The organism is Microbacterium phycohabitans (genome assembly GCF_032464935.1).
GTDB classification, from domain to species: domain Bacteria; phylum Actinomycetota; class Actinomycetes; order Actinomycetales; family Microbacteriaceae; genus Microbacterium; species Microbacterium phycohabitans.
On the sequence record NZ_JAWDIT010000007.1, the window covers coordinates 79,809 to 98,142 of the forward strand.

General features: G+C 69.3%; 17 protein-coding genes. 15 read left to right on the plus strand and 2 right to left on the minus strand.

All coding sequences use genetic code 11. From position 1 onward, the window contains the following. The first annotated feature begins 62 nt into the window (after positions 1–62). The 9 genes from RWH44_RS15760 to typA all read left to right on the plus strand — a co-directional run bounded on the left by RWH44_RS15760 (position 63) and on the right by typA (position 12,247). On the plus strand, positions 63–992 hold the full coding sequence (locus tag RWH44_RS15760) for an ABC transporter permease (protein WP_298871878.1): 930 nt from the start codon (positions 63–65) through the stop codon (positions 990–992). Further along, entirely contained in the window at positions 982–1,929 is a 948-nt protein-coding gene (locus RWH44_RS15765; protein WP_316005306.1) for an ABC transporter permease, read from the plus strand. The genes RWH44_RS15760 and RWH44_RS15765 overlap by 11 nt, the downstream gene beginning before the upstream one ends. Next, the gene (locus RWH44_RS15770) at positions 1,926–3,590 is read left to right on the plus strand and encodes an ABC transporter ATP-binding protein (RefSeq protein WP_316005307.1); all 1,665 of its coding nucleotides are present in this window, start codon (positions 1,926–1,928) and stop codon (positions 3,588–3,590) included. Before RWH44_RS15765 ends, RWH44_RS15770 begins: the two co-directional genes overlap by 4 nt. Before the next feature lie 38 nt (positions 3,591–3,628). Then, positions 3,629–4,177, plus strand: coding sequence for a PH domain-containing protein (locus RWH44_RS15775; RefSeq protein ID WP_316005308.1), 549 nt, complete (start codon positions 3,629–3,631; stop codon positions 4,175–4,177). 221 nt (positions 4,178–4,398) lie between these two features. Then, positions 4,399–5,379, plus strand: coding sequence for an ABC transporter permease (locus tag RWH44_RS15780; protein ID WP_298871886.1), 981 nt, complete (start codon positions 4,399–4,401; stop codon positions 5,377–5,379). 1 nt (position 5,380) lies between these two features. Next, positions 5,381–6,304, plus strand: a complete 924-nt coding sequence (locus RWH44_RS15785) for an ABC transporter permease (protein ID WP_298871888.1) — start codon at positions 5,381–5,383, stop codon at positions 6,302–6,304. Then, a complete protein-coding gene (locus tag RWH44_RS15790) occupies positions 6,297–8,489 on the plus strand; it encodes an ABC transporter ATP-binding protein (protein WP_316005309.1) in 2,193 nt (730 codons plus the stop codon). Before RWH44_RS15785 ends, RWH44_RS15790 begins: the two co-directional genes overlap by 8 nt. Positions 8,490–8,493: 4 nt before the next feature. Then, positions 8,494–10,173, plus strand: coding sequence for an ABC transporter family substrate-binding protein (locus RWH44_RS15795; RefSeq protein WP_316005310.1), 1,680 nt, complete (start codon positions 8,494–8,496; stop codon positions 10,171–10,173). 160 nt (positions 10,174–10,333) lie between these two features. Further along, positions 10,334–12,247: a translational GTPase TypA gene (gene typA / locus RWH44_RS15800; protein ID WP_316005311.1), complete on the plus strand. Its 1,914-nt coding sequence runs from the start codon at positions 10,334–10,336 to the stop codon at positions 12,245–12,247. 195 nt (positions 12,248–12,442) lie between these two features. On the opposite strand, the gene RWH44_RS15805 is transcribed toward typA, so the two are convergent. Next, positions 12,443–12,802 carry a DUF2200 domain-containing protein gene (locus tag RWH44_RS15805; RefSeq protein ID WP_316005312.1) on the minus strand — a complete coding sequence of 120 codons (360 nt, stop codon included), beginning with the start codon at positions 12,800–12,802 and terminating at the stop codon, positions 12,443–12,445. Positions 12,803–12,850: 48 nt separating this feature from the next. Beyond that, on the minus strand, positions 12,851–13,402 hold the full coding sequence (locus tag RWH44_RS15810; protein WP_316005313.1) for a helix-turn-helix domain-containing protein: 552 nt from the start codon (positions 13,400–13,402) through the stop codon (positions 12,851–12,853). 65 nt (positions 13,403–13,467) lie between these two features. Between RWH44_RS15810 and RWH44_RS15815 the strand changes: the two genes are divergently transcribed. The 6 genes from RWH44_RS15815 to RWH44_RS15840 all read left to right on the plus strand — a co-directional run bounded on the left by RWH44_RS15815 (position 13,468) and on the right by RWH44_RS15840 (position 18,070). Further along, positions 13,468–14,199 (plus strand): AzlC family ABC transporter permease, encoded by a 732-nt coding sequence (locus RWH44_RS15815; RefSeq protein ID WP_316005314.1) that lies wholly within the window; start codon positions 13,468–13,470, stop codon positions 14,197–14,199. Continuing rightward, positions 14,196–14,510 carry an AzlD domain-containing protein gene (locus tag RWH44_RS15820; protein WP_298871922.1) on the plus strand — a complete coding sequence of 105 codons (315 nt, stop codon included), beginning with the start codon at positions 14,196–14,198 and terminating at the stop codon, positions 14,508–14,510. The genes RWH44_RS15815 and RWH44_RS15820 overlap by 4 nt, the downstream gene beginning before the upstream one ends. 35 nt (positions 14,511–14,545) lie before the next feature. Then, positions 14,546–14,944 carry a DUF6113 family protein gene (locus RWH44_RS15825; RefSeq protein WP_316005315.1) on the plus strand — a complete coding sequence of 133 codons (399 nt, stop codon included), beginning with the start codon at positions 14,546–14,548 and terminating at the stop codon, positions 14,942–14,944. 52 nt (positions 14,945–14,996) lie between these two features. Continuing rightward, complete coding sequence (gene fdxA / locus RWH44_RS15830; RefSeq protein WP_134127594.1) at positions 14,997–15,317, plus strand: ferredoxin; 321 nt, start codon at positions 14,997–14,999, stop codon at positions 15,315–15,317. A gap of 3 nt (positions 15,318–15,320) precedes the next feature. Further along, entirely contained in the window at positions 15,321–16,424 is a 1,104-nt protein-coding gene (dapC, locus tag RWH44_RS15835; RefSeq protein WP_316005316.1) for a succinyldiaminopimelate transaminase, read from the plus strand. Positions 16,425–16,774: 350 nt separating this feature from the next. Beyond that, complete coding sequence (locus RWH44_RS15840) at positions 16,775–18,070, plus strand: citrate synthase (RefSeq protein ID WP_316005317.1); 1,296 nt, start codon at positions 16,775–16,777, stop codon at positions 18,068–18,070. The last annotated feature ends 264 nt before the right edge of the window (positions 18,071–18,334 follow it).

The following is an 18,334-nucleotide window of genomic DNA, read 5'->3' on the forward strand; positions in this document are numbered from 1 at the left end:
TCTGAGCCCTGCCCCCCACGTAACGTCCGATGAGGCGTTTCCCACGTTCGAAAAGAGAGCGGATGCTCGGCTACATCCTCAGACGTCTGCTGCAGGTGCTCCCCGTGTTCTTCGGGGCCACGCTGCTGATCTACTTCATGGTCTTCGCCATGCCCGGAGACCCGATCCTCGGTCTCTTCGGTGACAAGACCCCCGCCCCGCAGGTCGTCGAAGCCCTGCGGGCGCAGTACCACCTCGACCAGCCCTTCATCGTCCAGTACCTCCTGTACCTCGGCGGCATCTTCCAGGGCGACCTGGGCACGACCTTCTCGGGTCAGTCCGTCAACGAGGTTCTCGCGCGCACGCTGCCCGTCACCGCGCGCCTGGCCGTGATGGCCCTCGCCATCGAGTTCGTCCTCGCGATCGTCATCGGCACGATCTCCGCCATCCGCAAGGGCAAGCTGTTCGACAACGTCGCGCTCGTCGTCGCGCTGCTGTTCGTCGCCCTGCCCATCTTCGTGGCCTGCTTCCTCGCGCAGTACTTCCTCGCCGTCCAGCTGGGGTGGTTCCGACCGACCGTGGGAGCGCAGAACGACTGGGGCGATCTGATCCTGCCGGCCATCGTGCTCGGATTCAGTCTCTTCGCCACGAGCATGCGCCTGATGCGCGGGTCGGTCATCGACACGCTCAACCAGGACTGGGTGCGCACCGCGTACAGCAAGGGCCTCTCGCGTCGTCGCGTGATCCCCGTGCACGTGCTGCGCAACTCGCTCATCCCGGTCATCACCAACTCCGCCACCAACTTCGGTGTGCTGCTGGTCGGTGCCACCGTGACCGAGGGCATCTTCAACATCCCCGGCGTCGGCAACACGCTCTACCAGGCGACGATCCGCGGCGAGGGCCCCACGGTCGTCTCGTTCGTGACCGTCTTCGTCATCATCTACGTGCTGGTCAACCTCGTCGTCGACCTTCTGTACGGTCTCCTTGACCCGAGGATCCGCTATGTCAAGTAATCGATTCCCGGCGCCGCACTACGTCGCCCCCATCAAGACCGAGACCATCTCGGTCGACGCCGTCCGCGTCGCCGCGCGTAAGAGCAACCTGTGGCTCGACGCGTGGCGCGACCTGCGTCGTCGCCCGACGTTCTGGATCGCCCTGGCCGTCATGGCCGTCGTGATCCTCATGGCCGCGTTCCCGACCCTGTTCACGCAGGTGCCGCCGAACAACGACTGCCAGCTCTCGAACAGCAACGGCGGCCCGACGGCCGGGCACATCCTCGGGTTCACCTTCCAGGGGTGCGACACGTTCTCCCGCATCGTCTGGGGCGCCCGCACCTCGCTGTCGGTGGGTCTGCTCGCCACCGCCATCGGAACGATCATCGGCCTCATCATGGGCGCGCTGTCGGGCTTCTACGGCGGATGGCTCGACGCGGTGATCTCGCGCGTCGGCGACATCTTCTTCTCGATCCCCTACATCCTCGCGGCGATCGTCGTCATGAGCGTGTTCTCGCAGTACCGCAACGTCCTCACCCTGGCGTTCGCGATCGGCGGGTTCGCGTGGGCGTCCACGGCGCGCGTCGTGCGTGCCGAGGTGCTTCGTGTGCGTCAAGCCGACTACGTCGCAGCCTCCCAGGCCCTCGGGCAGTCGCGCTTCAAGACGCTGCTGACCCACGTCATCCCCAACGCCATCGCCCCTCTGCTGGTCGTCACGACCATCAGCCTCGCGGCGGCGATCGTGGCCGAGGCGACCCTGTCGTTCCTCGGTGTCGGTCTCGGTGGCGACACGATGTCGTGGGGTAACGACATCAGCCAGGCGCAGCAGTCGCTGCGCGTCGCGCCGGCCGCGCTGATCTGGCCGTCGCTGGCGCTGACCGTGACGGTGCTGGCGTTCATCATGCTGGGCGAGCTCATCCGAGACGCCATCGACCCGAGAGCGAGGGCCCGCCGATGAGCGACGCCACCATGACGCCTCTGCTGTCCGTGCGCGACCTCAAGGTCGCCTTCGAGGGCCAGGGCGGCTCCCGCCAGGTCCTGCACGGCGTCAGCCTCGACGTGTACCCCGGTCAGACCGTGGCCATCGTGGGCGAGTCCGGCTCGGGCAAGTCCACCACCGCCTCGGCGGTGATCGGGCTGCTGCCCGGGACCGGCCACGTGACCGGCGGCAGCATCACGCTCGACGGGCGCGAGCTGACCGACCTGACCCCGACGCAGTTCGAGTCGGTGCGCGGCAAGGACATCGGCTACGTCCCGCAGGACCCGATGTCCAACCTCAACCCGGTGTGGAGCATCGGCTTCCAGGTCAAGGAGGCGATCCGCGCGAACGGGATCGCCAGCGGCCGCAAGGAGGTCGAGAAGCGCGCGATCGAGGTGCTCAAGCAGGCCGGCCTCGCCGACGCCGAGCGCCGACTGCACCAGTACCCGCACCAGTTCTCGGGCGGTATGCGCCAGCGCGCGCTCATCGGCATCGGCCTCGCCGCCGACCCGAAGCTCCTCATCGCCGACGAGCCGACCTCGGCTCTCGACGTCACGGTGCAGCGCGTCATCCTCGACCACATGGCATCCCTCACCCGGGAGCGCGGCACCTCGGTGCTGCTCATCACGCACGACCTGGGGCTGGCCGCCGAGCGCGCCGACACCATCGTGGTGATGAACCAGGGCGAGATCGTCGAGTCCGGTCCGAGCCGCGAGATCCTCGAGAACCCGCAGCACCCGTACACCCAGCGGCTCGTCGCCGCGGCGCCGAGCATCGCGTCGCAGCGCATCCAGGCGAAGGTCGAGGACCGCGGCATCCTGCACGAAGCCGACCTCGACGCCCCGGCCACCGTGAAGGTGACCGATCTGGTCAAGGAGTACAAAATCCGTCAGGGCGGGTTCCGCAGCGAGCAGTTCCGCGCGGTCGACGGGGTCTCGTTCGAGATCCCGCGCGGCAAGACGCTGGCGCTCGTGGGGGAGTCGGGCTCGGGCAAGTCCACCATCGCCAAGATGGTGCTCAAGCTCGAGGAGCCCACCTCGGGTTCCATCGAGGTCGACGGCGTCAACACCGGCAAGCTCAGCGCGAAGGACACCTTCGCCCTGCGTCGCCGCATGCAGCCCGTCTTCCAGGACCCGTACGGCTCGCTCGACCCGCTGCGCAGCATCGGCAACCTCATCGCCGAGCCGCTGAACATCCACAAGGTGGGCGACAACGCCTCACGGCGCGCCCGTGTGGAAGAGCTGCTCGAGCAGGTCGCCTTGCCGCAGGAGCTGGCCTCGCGCTACCCGAACGAGCTGTCCGGTGGTCAGCGCCAGCGTGTCGCGATCGCGCGCGCGCTCGCGCTCAAGCCCGACATCCTCGTGCTCGACGAGGCCGTCTCGGCCCTCGACGTGCTGGTGCAGGCGCAGATCCTGCAGCTGCTCGCGGAACTGCAGTCCGAGCTCGGCCTGACGTACCTGTTCATCACGCACGACCTCGCCGTCGTCCGTGTCGCCGCCGACCTGGTGTGCGTCATGGAGCGCGGCAAGCTCGTCGAACAGGGGACCGTCGACGAGATCTTCGCGCAGCCGTCGCAGGAGTACACGCAGCGTCTGCTCGACGCCATCCCCGGCGCCTCCCTCCAGCTGGGCGGCGCGTGACGCGCGACGAGCGCTTCCGGGGCGCGGAGCACCCACGGGTGTTCCGCGCCCCGTCGTCCGTCTTCGGGCTGGTGCTCGGGGCCGTGCTCGCGGTCGTCCTCCTCGGGGATGCCGCGCTGCGCGCCGGCGTCGGCGAGATGCTGCTGCTCGCACCGTGGGTGCTGTTGGCGTTCTGGGGCGTCTACGCCCTGCTGTTCGCCCCGCACGTGCGCATCGACGCCCGCGGCATCCGGATCCACAATCCGCTGCGTATCACCGAGATCGCCTGGGCGCGGGTGAGCGACATCGACATGCGCTGGCAGCTCGAGGTGACCACCGACGAGCCGCGAGTCGTGAAGGCGTTCGGCGGCCCGGTGGCGGGTCGCCCGGGGCGGCCTCCGCTGCGCCGCGACGAGGATCGCGGTCGCCGCGAGCCCCCGGCCATCCGTGATCTGCAGGTGATCCAGGACGCGTGGGAGTCGGCGCGCCCGGGCGCAGCGTCCGACGGAGTGGTCCGTCGTTTCTGGGACATTCCCTCGGCGATTTCCCTGGCAGTTCTCATCGCCTGGGTTATTATCGCTTTGTTCATTTCCGGCGGTGTCCGCTGAGCGCAGTGCTGCGCTCGACTGCACCGCTCGTGACAAACCGCCATGTAAGGGCTTTGTTACGGTCGTGAAAAGTGTGTTCCCCCGGCACACGTTCCGCGAAGAAGCCGACGTAGGGTCTCTGAAGATCCTTAGCCAGACGAACGAATAGGCGGGGATCTCGACGGCGAGAGGACCACCATCATGCAGATTACCGACACGTTCCGGACGGGTTCGCGCTCGTCATGACGCTGTACGTTCTGCGACGGTTCCTGAACTACGCCGTCCTGAGCCTGCTGGCGACCTGCTTGGCCTACGTGCTGGGCAGTGCGCTCCTGCGACCCCAGGACCGCTTCTACGGCATGAACCCGCGTCCGCCGGAGGACTCGATCATCGCGAGCCTGAACGCCCTCGGCGCCAACCCCGACGTGCCGATCCTCGTGCGCCTGTGGAACTGGCTCGTGAACCTGTTCACGAAGTTCTCGCTCGGCTCGACCATCGGCGGTCAGGACGTCGTGGCCGAGATCTCGGCCCGCGCCGGCACGAGCCTGCGGCTGCTGCTCATCGGCTCGCTCATCGGAGCCGTCGTGGGCGTCCTCATCGGCGTGTGGGGGGCCGTTCGCCAGTACCGCGCGAGCGACCAGGTGACCACGTACGCCTCGTACCTGGTGTTCGCGACGCCGACGTTCGTCATCGGCGTCCTGCTGATGATCGCGGCCACCGGATTCAACAACGCCCTCGGCACGCAGGTCATCCGCTTCACCGGTGAATACACCGCCGGCATCGAGGGCTTCTGGCCGGTCGTCGCCGATCGCGCCGTGCATCTCCTGCTGCCCACGATCGCGCTCGTGCTCATCAGCGCCGCGTCGTACTCGCGCTACCAGCGCAGCATGATGCTGGACGTGCTGGGCGCCGACTACATCCGCACGGCCCGCGCCAAGGGACTCCCGCGGACGCAGGCGCTCTTCCGTCACGGCGTGCGCATCGCGCTCATCCCGATGTCGACGTTCTTCGCCTACAGCTTCGGCACCCTGATCGCCGGCTCGACGATGCTCGAGATCGTCTTCTCGTGGCGGGGGATGGGCCAGTTCCAGCTCAACGCCGTCACCCAGCAGGACATCAATGCGGTGGCCGGATCGACCCTGTTCGTCGCGGTCCTGGTGCTGCTGTCGTCCACCCTGTCCGAAGTGCTCTACGCAGCCCTCGACCCGAGAGTGAGGAGCTGAGATGACGATGCAGGAAGAGGCCGTCGACGGCACGCTCGTCGCCACCAGCCCGGTCACCCGCGAGCGGAAGCCGCTCTCGCGCGGCGCCCTCGTGCGCGCCCGGCTGCGCAAGATGCCCCGTTTCTGGGTGGGCGCGAGCATCCTCGTGTTCATCGTGCTCTGGGCCTTCATCGGACCGCTCCTCTACCCCTACGACGCGAGCGAGCGCGACTTCCTCAACGTCGGTCTCGGCCCGACGCAGCTGCACTGGTTCGGAACCAACGGCATCGGTCAGGACATCTACGCCCAGACCCTCGTGGGGCTGCAGAAGTCGCTCATCATCGGCGCCCTCGCCGGCATCGGCGCGACCCTCATCGCCGCGGCGGTCGGCTCGATCGCGGGGTACCTCGGCGGCAAGATCGATGCGGTGATCGGGTGGCTGATCCACCTGCTGCTGGTGATCCCGTCGTTCTTCATCCTCGTGCTGCTGAGCCCGCTGACGCGCGGCCTGTCGTGGCTGGCACTGACCTTCTTCCTGGCGGTGTTCAGCTGGATGATCCTCGCCCAGGTGGTGCGCAACCAGACCCGGTCCCTGCGCAATCGCGACTTCGTGCGCGCCGCGCGGTACATGGGCATGCCGACCCGCCAGATCCTCGGGCGCCACATCATCCCCAACATCGCGTCGCTGCTCATCATCGACGCGACCCTCGGTGTCGTCGCGGCCATCATGGCCGAGACCTCGCTCAGCTACTTCGGCTTCGGCGTGCAGGCGCCCGACGTCTCGCTCGGCACGCTGCTGTCGGCCGGGACCTCGGCCGCCGTCACCCGTCCGTGGCTCTTCGTGTACCCCGCCGGCGTGCTGATCGTGCTGCTCCTGGCCATCAGCCTCATCGGCGACGCGCTGCGCGACGCCATCGACCCCACCTCGGGAGCGAACCGTGACTGACACCCGTTCCGCCACCCTGCTGTCGTCGACCGGCCGGTCGCCGCTGCTGTCGGTGCGCGACCTCAGCGTGACCTTCCCCCAGCGCGAGGGCAACGCCGTGCGCGCGGTGCGCGGCATCTCGTACGACGTGCACGAGGGCGAGTTCCTCGGCATCGTCGGCGAGTCCGGTTCCGGCAAGAGCGTCTCCTCGCTCGCGGTGATGGGCCTGCTGCCCTCGAACGCGAAGGTGGAGGGCGACATTCTCTACGACGGCCGCTCGCTGCTGTCGATGAACGACGCGCAGCTGTCGAAGATCCGTGGCGCCGAGCTCGCGATGGTCTTCCAGGACCCGCTGTCGGCGCTCACCCCGGTCTACACGGTGGGCGACCAGATCTCCGAGGGGCTGCGTCTGCACGATCGCGCCCTGTCGGCCCAGGCCGCCCACGCACGCAGCGTCGAACTGCTCAAGCTCGTCGGTATCCCGGATGCCGAGCGCCGGGCCCGCGCGTACCCGCACGAGTTCTCGGGCGGAATGCGCCAGCGCGCGATGATCGCCATGGCGATCGCGAACGATCCGCGCGTGATCATCGCCGACGAGCCGACCACGGCTCTCGACGTCACGATCCAGGCCCAGATCCTCGAGGTGCTGCAGAAGGCGCGCGAGGTCACGGGGGCCGCCGTCGTGCTCATCACGCACGACCTCGGCGTCGTCGCCGGTCACGCCGACCGCGTGGCCGTGATGTACGCCGGCGCGCTCGTCGAGCGGGGATCCGTCGACGAGATCTTCCACGACCCCCACATGCCCTACACCGTGGGACTGCTGCGCTCGGTGCCGAACATGCAGACCGCCGGCTCGCAGCGACTCGTTCCTCTCGAGGGGCGCCCGCCGTCCCTCGCGAACCTCCCGACCGGCTGCCCGTTCGCCGCCCGCTGCCCCATCGCGATCGACGCGTGCCGCGAGGTCGAACCCGAGCTCGTGACCCACGGTGCGACCGCCGACCACGTCGCCGCGTGCATCCGCGCCGACGAGATCGCCTCCGGTGCGCTGTCGCGGCCCGACATCTTCCCGCGCCCGGAAGCACTGGGGGAGATCCCGCCGCTGCGCCCCGACGTGACCCCGGCGGTCGAGGTGAAGGACCTCACGAAGCATTTCCCGCTGATGAAGGGAGCGGTCTTCCCGCGCCGGATCGGCACCGTGCGCGCCGTCGACGGCATCTCGTTCTCGATCCAGCCCGGTCGCACCATGGGCCTGGTGGGGGAGTCCGGCTGCGGCAAGACCACGACGATCCTCGAGATCATGGAGATGGTCGCCCCCCAGAGCGGCAGCATCCACATCAACGGCACGGACGTCGCCACGGTGAGCCGCAAGGACAAGGCAACCCTGCGCAAGGGCATCCAGATCGTGTTCCAGGACCCGATGGGTGCGATCGACCCGCGTCTGCCGGTCGGCGAGGTCATCACCGAGCCGCTGCTGGTGCAGGGCGTGCCGCGCGCCGAGCGCGACCGCAAGATGACCGAGCTGCTCGAGCTCGTGGGCCTCGATCCGAACATGTCGGACCGCTACCCGCACGAGTTCTCGGGCGGTCAGCGCCAGCGCATCGGCATCGCCCGCGCATTGGCGACCGATCCCGCCGTCGTCGTGCTCGACGAGCCGGTCTCGGCGCTCGACGTCTCGATCCAGGCTGGTGTGATCAACCTGCTCGAGGATCTGAAGGAACGCCTCGGCCTGTCGTTCCTCTTCGTCGCGCACGACCTCGCGGTGGTGCGCCAGATCGCCGACGACGTCTCGGTCATGTACCTCGGACGCATCGTGGAGCAGGGCCCGGTCGACGAGGTGTTCGACGATCCTCGGCATCCTTATACGAAGGCCTTGATCTCGGCGGCGCCCATCCCGGACCCGCGCATCGAGCGCTCGCGCACCCGCATCCTGCTCGACGGCGATCTGCCGAGCCCCACGCTGGAGATCTCGGGATGCCGCTTCCGCACGCGGTGCCCGCTGTACCGCCTGCTGCCCGACGCCGACCGGCGCCGGTGCGATTCCGACGACCCCGGTCTGCGCCCCTCGGCGCACTCCGAGGTGGCGTGCCACTACGCCGAACGGTCCGACCTCGTCCTCGAGACGGCGGCGACCGGTTCCCCCCGAACGTCTTCGGTCGACGGCACCACGTCGTCGAAGGCCCTCCCTGATCACCAACGAGAGGATTGATCACATGCAGATCCGCAAAGCGAAGGGGCTCGGCGCTCTCGCGCTGCTGAGCGCCGCCGCCCTGGCGATCGCCGGGTGCGCGCCCGGCAACACCGCGGCTCCGTCGGCGAACCCCGACGACCAGAACGCGCTGCCCTCGACCGCGTGGGTGCGCGCCGACGCCTCGAGCGTGCAGGATGGCGGCTCGCTGACCCTCGCGGTGTCGTCGCTCCCCGTGAACTGGAACATCTACCAGATCGACGGCAACGAGCGCGACACCAACGACATCTACTCGACGATGAGCGGCGGCCCGATCAAGATCAACGAGTCGGGTGAGCCCGTCGTCGACGAGAACTACGCCTCCTCGGCCGAGCTCGTCAGCGAGGACCCCCAGGTCGTCGAGGTCAAACTGAACCCGGATGCCGTCTGGGAGGACGGCACGCCCATCACCGTCGCCGACTACCAGGGGATGTGGAAGGCCAACAACGGCTCCAACCCCGAGTACATCGTCACCTCGACAACCGGCTGGGACCAGGTCTCCTCGGTCGAGCAGGGCGAGGACGAGTTCGACCTCAAGATCACCTTCTCCTCGGTCTTCGCCGACTGGCAGTCGCTGCTGAGCCCGGTGCTCAAGGCCAGCGTCACGGCCGACCCGACCACCTTCAACACCGGTTACACCACGCAGGCCGTGCCGTCGTCGGGACCGTTCAAGGTGAGCTCGATCGACGCGACCGCCGGTATCGCCACGCTCGAGCGCAACCCCAACTGGTGGGGCGAGACGCCCAAGCTCGAGACCATCGTCTACCGTGCGGTGAGCCAGGACCAGCAGGGTTCGTCGTTCAGCAACGGTGAGATCGACGCCGTCGAGATCTCGGCCAACGCCGACCTCTACCAGACCGCCCAGAACGTGCAGGGTGCGCAGATCCAGGCCTCGAACGGCCTGACCTGGACGCACATCACCATGCGCGCCTCCGACGGACCGCTCGCGGACGTCAACGTCCGCAAGGCCGTGGCATCCATCGTCAACCGCGAGCAGATCGCCAACACGGCGAACTCTCCCGTCGGCGTGCCCGCGATCACGCAGGGCAGCTACATCTTCATGCCCGGCCAGGACGGCTACACCGACGAGGCGCTGCCCTACGACACCGACGCCGGTGCGAAGTACCTCGAAGACGCCGGCTACACCAAGGACGGCGACTCCTGGGTCAAGGACGGCACGCCCCTGACCTTCTCGGTCACGGTCCCCGCCGACACCGCGACGAACATCCAGCGCGCCGAGCAGATCCAGGCCGACCTCAGCGAGTTCGGCATCCCCGTCGAGCTGAACTCGGTGCCCGTGGGCGGCTACTTCAGCGACTACATCATCCCGGGCGACTTCGAGATGGTGACGTTCTCGTGGGTCGGCACGGCCTACCCGATCTCGTCGACCCGTTCGCTGTTCACCCCCGTGGACTCGGAGCAGAACTTCACCGGCATCGCCGATGACCGCCTCGGCCCGCTGTGGGAGCAGGCGAACAACGAGCTCGACCCGGCCGCGCGCCTCGAGACCGCCCAGGAGATCGACAAGGTCCTCTGGGAGTCGGTGCCGATCATCCCGATCGCGCCGCTGCCCAATGTCTGGGCCGTGAAGCAGGGCCTCGTGAACTGGGGCGCGACCCAGTTCGAGACCATCGACTGGACGATCGTCGGCTTCCAGAACAGCTGAGTCCGACACCGGTCGTGGAGGGGCGGGGTCCTGCGGGATCCCGCCCCTTCGCCGTGCTCCGACGGTTCCTGAACGTCGCCTGCCGGGAGTGTCGCGGACGCCCGGTAGACTGGGTGGGCCCGATTCCGGGCGTCACCCCTAAATTTCCTGGAGACCCTCCATGGCGCACGCCCTTCGTCCTGACCTCCGCAACGTCGCGATCGTCGCGCACGTCGACCACGGCAAGACGACCCTCGTCGACGCCATGCTCCGCCAGACCGGCTCCTTCGGCGAGCACGCGCACGTCGAAGAGCGCGCGATGGACTCGAACGACCTCGAGCGCGAGAAGGGCATCACGATCCTCGCCAAGAACACGGCGATCACGTACAACGGTGCCCACACCGACGTGCCGGTGACGATCAACGTCATCGACACCCCCGGCCACGCCGACTTCGGCGGCGAGGTCGAGCGCGGCCTGTCGATGGTCGACGGCGTCGTGCTGCTCGTCGACGCGTCCGAGGGTCCGCTGCCCCAGACCCGCTTCGTGCTGCGCAAGGCCCTCGAGGCAAAGCTCCCCGTCATCCTGCTGGTCAACAAGACCGACCGTCCCGACGCGCGCATCGCCGAGGTCGAGGAAGAGGCGCACGACCTTCTGCTGGGCCTCGCCTCCGACCTCGTCGACGACGTGCCCGACCTCGACGTCGACGCCCTGCTCGACGTTCCCGTGGTCTACGCCTCGGGCCGCGCGGGAGCCGCGTCGCTCACCCGCCCCGACAACGGCGCCCTGCCCGACAACGACGACCTCGAGCCGCTCTTCGAGGCGATCCTCCAGCACGTGCCCGCGCCGTCGTACGACGACGAGGCCCCGCTGCAGGCCTGGGTCACGAACCTCGACTCGAGCCCGTTCCTCGGTCGCCTCGCCCTGCTGCGCGTGTTCAACGGCACGCTCAAGAAGGGCCAGACCGTGGCCTGGGTGCGTGCCGACGGCACCACCAGCAACGCCCGCGTCACCGAGCTGCTGAAGACCCGCGCGCTCGAGCGCTACCCGGCAGAAGACGCCGGCCCCGGCGACATCGTCGCCATCGCCGGTTTCCCCGACATCACGATCGGCGAGACCATCGCCGACCCCGAGGACGTGCGCCCGCTCAAGGCGATCACCGTCGACGACCCGGCCATCTCGATGACCATCGGTACGAACACCTCGCCCCTCATGGGCAAGGTGAAGGGCCACAAGCTCACCGCCCGCATGGTGAAGGACCGCCTCGACCGTGAGCTCATCGGTAACGTCTCGCTCAAGGTCGTCGACATCGGACGCCCCGACGCGTGGGAGGTCCAGGGCCGCGGAGAGCTCGCCCTGGCGATCCTCGTCGAGAACATGCGTCGCGAGGGCTTCGAGCTCACCGTCGGCAAGCCCCAGGTGGTCACCAAGCGCGGCGAGGACGGCAAGCTCAAGGAGCCCTTCGAGCACCTCACGATCGACGCCCCCGAGGAGCACCTCGGCGCGATCACGCAGCTCATGGCCGCCCGCAAGGGGCGCATGGACAACATGACCAACCACGGCACCGGCTGGGTGCGCATGGAGTTCGTCGTGCCCTCTCGCGGCCTCATCGGTTTCCGCAGCGAGTTCCTCACGATCACGCGCGGCACCGGCATCGCCAACGCCATCTCGCACGGCTACGACGACTGGGCGGGCTCGATCACCACCCGTCAGAACGGCTCGATCGTCGCCGACCGCATGGGCGTCGTGACCCCCTTCGCCATGATCGCCCTGCAGGAGCGCATGAGCTTCTTCGTGCAGCCCACCGAAGAGGTCTACGAGGGCATGGTCATCGGCGAGAACTCGCGCGCCGACGACATGGACGTCAACATCACCAAGGAGAAGAAGCTCACGAACATGCGTTCGTCGACCTCCGACTCCTTCGAGTCGATGACGCCCCCGCGCGTGCTCACGCTGGAGGAGTCGCTCGAGTTCGCCCGCGACGACGAATGCGTCGAGGTCACGCCCGAGAAGGTGCGCATCCGCAAGGTCGTGCTCGACGCGACCGAGCGCGGCCGCGCGGCCTCGCGCCTGAAGCGCCAGGACGCCAACGCCTGAGCGTCCCGCCTGAGAACGGCCCCGCCCAGCCTCGCGCTCGGCGGGGCCGTTCGCGTTGCGGGCCGGCGGGGTGGGTGCCATCCGGATGCCGGGGCGTGCACAGCGGCAGGGGATTTCGGCGACACGCCGCCGTGTGGCGGGGGTGGGCGGTGTGTGGTGGACTCTCTCCGCGGTTGTGCTCAGACCGGCGGGGCCTCAGCTGTCGCCGGACGCCCGCGCTCGCATCACCTTCGCGACCGTCTTCCCTTTCGCCAGTTCGTCGACGACCTTGTCGAGCAACCGGATGCGGTACATCAACGGATCTTCGATCTGCTCGACCCGTACGCCGCAGACCACTCCGGTGATCTCGGCGGCCTGCGGGGTGAGCCGTGCCTCGTCGAAGAACTCGCGGAACGTGGTCGACCCCTGCGCGTGGCGGGCGAGATCCGCCTCGTCGTAGCCGGTCAGCCAGCGGATCACCGTGTCGAGCTCGTCGGTGGTGCGCCCCTTGCGTTCGACCTTCGCGACGTACAGCGTATACACCGACGAAAAGGGCATGTCGAAGACGCGGGACATATCCGCACGATATCCCCACGTCCGGCGCCTGTCGACGCGGTCGTCGCGTCAGCGGGACTCGACCACGCACACCGCGCTCATGCCCGGCGTCAGCGCCTCGAACACGTGCGGGGCGTCTCCGGGATAGGACAGATAGTCGCCGGGGGACAGCTCGAACGGGTCGTCGGCGGGACCGACCCGGCCGCGACCCGAGACCATCACGAGATGCTCGACGGTGCCGCGCGGGTGCGGGTCGGAGAGGCGCGGGGAGCCCGGTTCGGCGCTGAGCAGGTAGATGTCGCGGCGGGCATGGGGCGGGCTCGCCGAGAGCAGGACGGCGACATAGGCGGATGCCGACGACGCCACCGCCGTGCCCGCCTCGCCCGCGCGGATCAGGGTGGGGGAGTGGGCGCCCTCGTCGACGAAGACCGCGAACGGCACCTCCAGGGCCGAGGCGAGGGCCCAGAGCGTCTCGACGCTGGGATTGCCGCCGCCGTTCTCCAGCTGCGAGACCGTGGCCTTGGCCACACCGGCGCGGCGGGCGAGCTCCGAGACGCTGAGGTCGCGTCGCTCGCGTTCGCGGCGGAGCGTGGTCGCGATGCGATCGCCGAGATCCGTCATCCGTTCATTATGCTCGCCGATCGTTCGACTTGACGAACGAGCGCGATGCGTTCACGATGATGTCCATGCGTTCGTTCTACCGAACACCCGAGGGGGTGGCGACCCGACAGGGTCTTGCCGTCGCGCTCGCCACCAGCGCCTACGGCGTGTCGTTCGGCGCCCTGTCGGTGGCATCCGGTCTCGACGTGTGGCAGACCTGCGTGCTCAGCCTGCTGATGTTCACCGGGGGCTCGCAGTTCGCCTTCGTCGGCGTGATCGCGGCCGGGGGCCTGGCCGCTGCCCCGGCCGCGATCGCGTCGGCAGCGCTTCTCGGGGTGCGCAACGCCGCCTACGCGATGCGCATGGCGCCGGTCGTGGGGGGAGGACTCGCGCGCAAGGCGATCGCGACGCCCTTCACGATCGACGAATCGGTCGCCGTCGCCCTCGCCCACGAGACTGCGCGTGCGCGTCGGGCCGGCTTCTGGGTGACCGGCGTCGCGATCTGGATTGGCTGGAACCTGTCGACCCTTCTCGGTGCCCTGCTGGGCGACGTGCTCGGCGACCCCCGCGCCTATGGCCTCGACGCCGCCGCCGCGGCGGCCTTCCTCGCGCTGCTGTGGCCCCGCCTGCGGGGGCGTCAGCCCCTCGCGGTCGCGGCGGGCGCCGCGGTCGTCGCCGCCCTGCTCACCCCGTGGCTCATGCCCGGCATCCCGGTGATCGCCGCGGCCGGCGTGGCCGTGGCGGTGGGGCTGGCCGACCCCCGGCCCGCGTCGCCCGCGTCCGGGGCGACGACGGCGGAAGAGAAGGGGATGCCGTGACCCTGTGGACCGCCGTGCTCGCGGCATCCCTCGTCTGCCTCGCCCTCAAGGCCACCGGGTACCTCCTGCCCGCGCACTGGCTCGACGCCCCGCGCCCCGCGCGGATCGCCGACCTGCTCACGGTGGCGCTGCTGGCGGCGCTGGTGATGGTGCAGACGCTGGGGGCCGGGTCGGCGATCGTCGTCGACGCGCGCCTGCCGGCCGTGGCCGTCGCCGCGCTGCTGCTGTGGGCGCGGGCGCCGTTCCTCGTCGTCGTCGCGGGGGCGGCGGTCACGGCCGCTCTGCTGCGTCTGTGGGGGCTCGCGACCTGAGCCGGCGCATAGGGTCTGCGCCTAGGATCAGGCGGATGAAGTCCAGGATTCTGCGCGTGGTCGGCTGGATCGTCGCCCTGCTCGTCGGCGCGTTCTACGGCACGGCCGGCACGGTGACGCAGGCGTCCCTCGTCGGCCCCTTTCCCGCGGGTCTGCTGCTCGCGACGGTTGGCAGCGCAGCTCTCCTCATCGCGCTGCGCACCCTCACGGGCGACCGCGTGAACGCCCTGGCGGGCGGCCTCGGCATCACGCTCGCGACCTACGTGTTCTCTCAGGTCGGCCCCGGCGGGTCGGCCATCGTCGCCGCCCCGACGGCGGGGACCGAGTGGGTGCCGCTGGTGTGGACCGTGGTGGGGCCCGCCCTCATGGTGCTCGTCGCCCTGTGGCCCGACTTCTCGAGACTGCCGGCGCCCGCGCGACCGGCCGAATCTTAGGCCCGCGGCCCGTCGGCGGGGCCGGTCGCCCCGACGCGATTAGACTGAGCGGGTGACTTACGTGATCGCCCTCCCGTGTGTCGATGTCAAAGACCGCGCCTGCATCGACGAGTGTCCGGTCGACTGCATCTACGAGGGTGAACGATCGCTCTACATCCACCCCGACGAGTGCGTCGACTGCGGTGCGTGCGAGCCGGTCTGCCCCGTCGAGGCGATCTACTACGAAGACGACCTGCCCGAAGAGTGGTCCGACTACTACAAGGCCAACGTCGAGTTCTTCGACGACATCGGCTCGCCCGGCGGTGCCGCCAAGGTCGGCGTGATCGCCAAGGATCACCCCGTCGTGTCGGCGCTTCCTCCGCAGAGCCACTGAGCCGTGGGAGTCGCCGACCTCGCCGACTACCCCTGGGACGCCGTCGCCCCCTACGCGGAGCGCGCGCGACGTCATCCCGACGGGATCGTCGACCTATCGATCGGCTCGCCCGTCGACCCGACGCCCGCCGTCGTCGCCGCGGCCCTCGCCGACGCGACCGATGCCCACGCCTACCCGCAGACCGCGGGGACTCCCGCCCTGCGCGAGGCGATCACCGAGTGGTACCACCGTCGCCGGGGGGTGCCTGGACTCACCGCCGCTCACGTGCTGCCGACGGTCGGATCGAAGGAGCTGGTGGCTCTTCTGCCGCTGCTGCTCGATCTGGGTCCGGGTGACGTCGTCGTCCACCCGCGTGCGGCGTACCCCACGTACGAGGTCGGCGCTCGACTCGTCGGCGCGGAGTCCGTCGCCTCCGATGATCCGGCGGAGTGGCCGGCGAACACCCGGCTCGTCTGGATCAACTCCCCGGGAAACCCCGACGGTCGTGTGCTCTCCACCGCCGAGCTCCGGGATGCCGTGCGCCGTGCGCGCGAGCTCGGAGCCGTCCTCGCCTCCGACGAGTGCTACGCCGAGCTGGGCTGGGAGTCGCCGTGGGACGCCCGGCGCGTGCCCAGCGTGCTCGACCCCGATGTCGTGGCCGACGACCTCGCCAACGTCCTCTCGGTGTACTCGCTCTCCAAGCAGTCGAACCTCGCCGGATACCGCGCGGCGTTCCTCGCCGGCGACCCGGCTCTCGTCGCGCGTCTGCTGACCGGCCGCAAGCATCTCGGCCTCATGCCCCCCGCACCCGTGCAGCGCGCGATGACCGTCGCGCTCGGCGACGACGCCCACGTCGAGGAGCAGCGCGAGCGGTACGCCCGTCGTCGCGCCGTGCTCAAGCCCGCGGTCGAGGCGGCGGGCTTCACGATCGACCACAGCGAGGGCGGCTTGTACCTCTGGGCGACCGAGGGCCGCGACGCGTGGGAGAGCGTGGGGCGCCTGGCCGAACTCGGCATCCTGGTGGGTCCGGGGCATTTCTACGGCACGCACTTCCCGCAGCACGTGCGGTTCTCGCTGACGGCCACCGACGAGCGGATCGCGGCGGCGGCGGAGCGCCTCGCGGACTGACGGGCGTCGGGCCGCGCGGCCCGCTGAGGGGGACGACCCACTCGCGGGGCCGGTGGCGACGTCGCCTCGCTCCTCGCCCTCGCAGCGACCCGCCCGGGGCGTCGAGCGCGGGCGAACGGCATCCGGCCCGCTGATCAGGAGGATCCCTCCATTCGATGGGAGCATCCTTTGGTGATGTCGTCTGTACGTCGGCGTGCCTACTAGGCTGTAAAAGCACTGTGCTCGGGTCACCTTCCGCGTGCGTGCCGACCCGGATGCCATACCCGTGGCATCCACCGGTCGAGAAGACCGCGGGTGCCGCCGCTCCCGTGATCGACCGAATGGGCGACCAGAAATCGCAAGGAGGCGCGGTGAGCGACGCGGGAACGCAGCAGGACAAGGCCACTCTCACGGTAGGGGGCACCACCGCCGAATTCCCGGTCCTGCGAGGCACCGACGGCGTCCCGAGCATCGACATCGCGTCGCTGACCAAGCAGACGGGGCACACCACCCTCGACTACGGCTTCGTCAACACCGCGTCGACGAAGTCGGACATCACCTTCATCGACGGCGACCAGGGCATCCTGCGCTACCGCGGCTACCCGATCGAGCAGCTGGCGAAGAACAGCACGTACCTCGAGGTCGCCTGGCTGCTCATCTACGGCGAGCTGCCCTCGGCATCCGAGCTGGCGTCGTTCGACGAGCGCATCCGTCGCCACACGCTGCTGCACGAAGACCTCAAGCGCTTCTTCTCGTCACTGCCGCCGACTGCGCACCCCATGTCGGTGCTGTCGGCCGCGACGGCCGCGCTCTCGACGTACTACGAGTCCGAGTCCGACCCGCACAACCCCGAGCACGTCGAGCTCAACACCGTGCGGATGCTGGCGAAGCTGCCCGTGATCGCGGCGTACGCGCACAAGAAGAGCATCGGACAGGCCTTCCTCTACCCCGACAACTCGCTGAGCTTCGTCGACAACTTCCTCAAGCTGAACTTCGGCGTGCTGAGCGAGATCTACCAGGTCAACCCCGTCATGACCAAGGCTCTCGACCTGCTGCTGATGCTGCACGCCGACCACGAGCAGAACGCGTCGACCTCGACGGTGCGCCTGGTGGGCTCGACCGGGGCCAACCAGTTCGCGTCGATCTCGGCCGGCATCCAGGCCCTCTCGGGCCCGCTGCACGGCGGGGCGAACGAGGCCGTGCTGCAGATGCTCGGCCGCATCCGCGACTCCGGCGAGAGCGTCGAGCGCTTCGTCGAGCGGGTCAAGAACAAGGAAGAGGGCGTCAAGCTCATGGGCTTCGGCCACCGGGTCTACAAGAACTACGACCCGCGCGCCAAGCTCGTCAAGGAAGCGGCCGACGAGGTGCTCGAGGCGCTCGGCGTCAGCGACCCGCTGCTCGACCTCGCGAAGGAGCTCGAGCAGATCGCGCTGCAGGACGACTACTTCAAGGAGCGTCGCCTGTACCCCAACGTCGACTTCTACACCGGCGTCATCTACAAGGCGATGGGCTTCCCGACGCGCATGTTCACGGTGCTCTTCGCGATCGGTCGCCTTCCCGGCTGGCTGGCGCAGTGGCGCGAGGCCATCACCGACCCGCAGACCAAGATCGGCCGCCCGCAGCAGTTGTACACGGGGGCCGCGGAGCGCAACTACCCCGGGGTCTGACCCGGCGCGACGTCGAACGCCCCGTCCCTCTCGCGAGGGGCGGGGTGTTCGCTGTGCGGGGCGTTGCGTTGTGCGGGGCGCTGTGCGGGGAGTGGTGCGCGCGGTCGCGCGTGGATCCCTCGATAAACGCCGCCTGTGCCGAGACACGCGGCGTCGCGCCGTTTCTCGCCATGGACGGCGTTTATCGGCGGAGAAGGGGCCGGACCCGCGACCGCGCGGGGCGGGGCCGGGCGGGCGCGGGGCGGGGCGGGGCGGGCGCGGCGC

What these genes read in the sequence shown, in the direction of transcription:
- RWH44_RS15760 (WP_298871878.1), top strand. Translation starts at nt 63, where the DNA reads ATGCTCGGCTACATCCTCAGACGTCTGCTGCAGGTGCTCCCCGTGTTC.
- RWH44_RS15765 (WP_316005306.1), top strand. Translation starts at nt 982, where the DNA reads ATGTCAAGTAATCGATTCCCGGCGCCGCACTACGTCGCCCCCATCAAG.
- RWH44_RS15770 (WP_316005307.1), top strand. Translation starts at nt 1,926, where the DNA reads ATGAGCGACGCCACCATGACGCCTCTGCTGTCCGTGCGCGACCTCAAG.
- RWH44_RS15780 (WP_298871886.1), top strand. Translation starts at nt 4,399, where the DNA reads ATGACGCTGTACGTTCTGCGACGGTTCCTGAACTACGCCGTCCTGAGC.
- RWH44_RS15785 (WP_298871888.1), top strand. Translation starts at nt 5,381, where the DNA reads ATGACGATGCAGGAAGAGGCCGTCGACGGCACGCTCGTCGCCACCAGC.
- RWH44_RS15795 (WP_316005310.1), top strand. Translation starts at nt 8,494, where the DNA reads ATGCAGATCCGCAAAGCGAAGGGGCTCGGCGCTCTCGCGCTGCTGAGC.
- typA (WP_316005311.1), top strand. Translation starts at nt 10,334, where the DNA reads ATGGCGCACGCCCTTCGTCCTGACCTCCGCAACGTCGCGATCGTCGCG.
- RWH44_RS15805 (WP_316005312.1), bottom strand. Translation starts at nt 12,802, where the DNA reads ATGTCCCGCGTCTTCGACATGCCCTTTTCGTCGGTGTATACGCTGTAC.
- RWH44_RS15810 (WP_316005313.1), bottom strand. Translation starts at nt 13,402, where the DNA reads ATGACGGATCTCGGCGATCGCATCGCGACCACGCTCCGCCGCGAACGC.
- RWH44_RS15815 (WP_316005314.1), top strand. Translation starts at nt 13,468, where the DNA reads ATGCGTTCGTTCTACCGAACACCCGAGGGGGTGGCGACCCGACAGGGT.
- RWH44_RS15825 (WP_316005315.1), top strand. Translation starts at nt 14,546, where the DNA reads ATGAAGTCCAGGATTCTGCGCGTGGTCGGCTGGATCGTCGCCCTGCTC.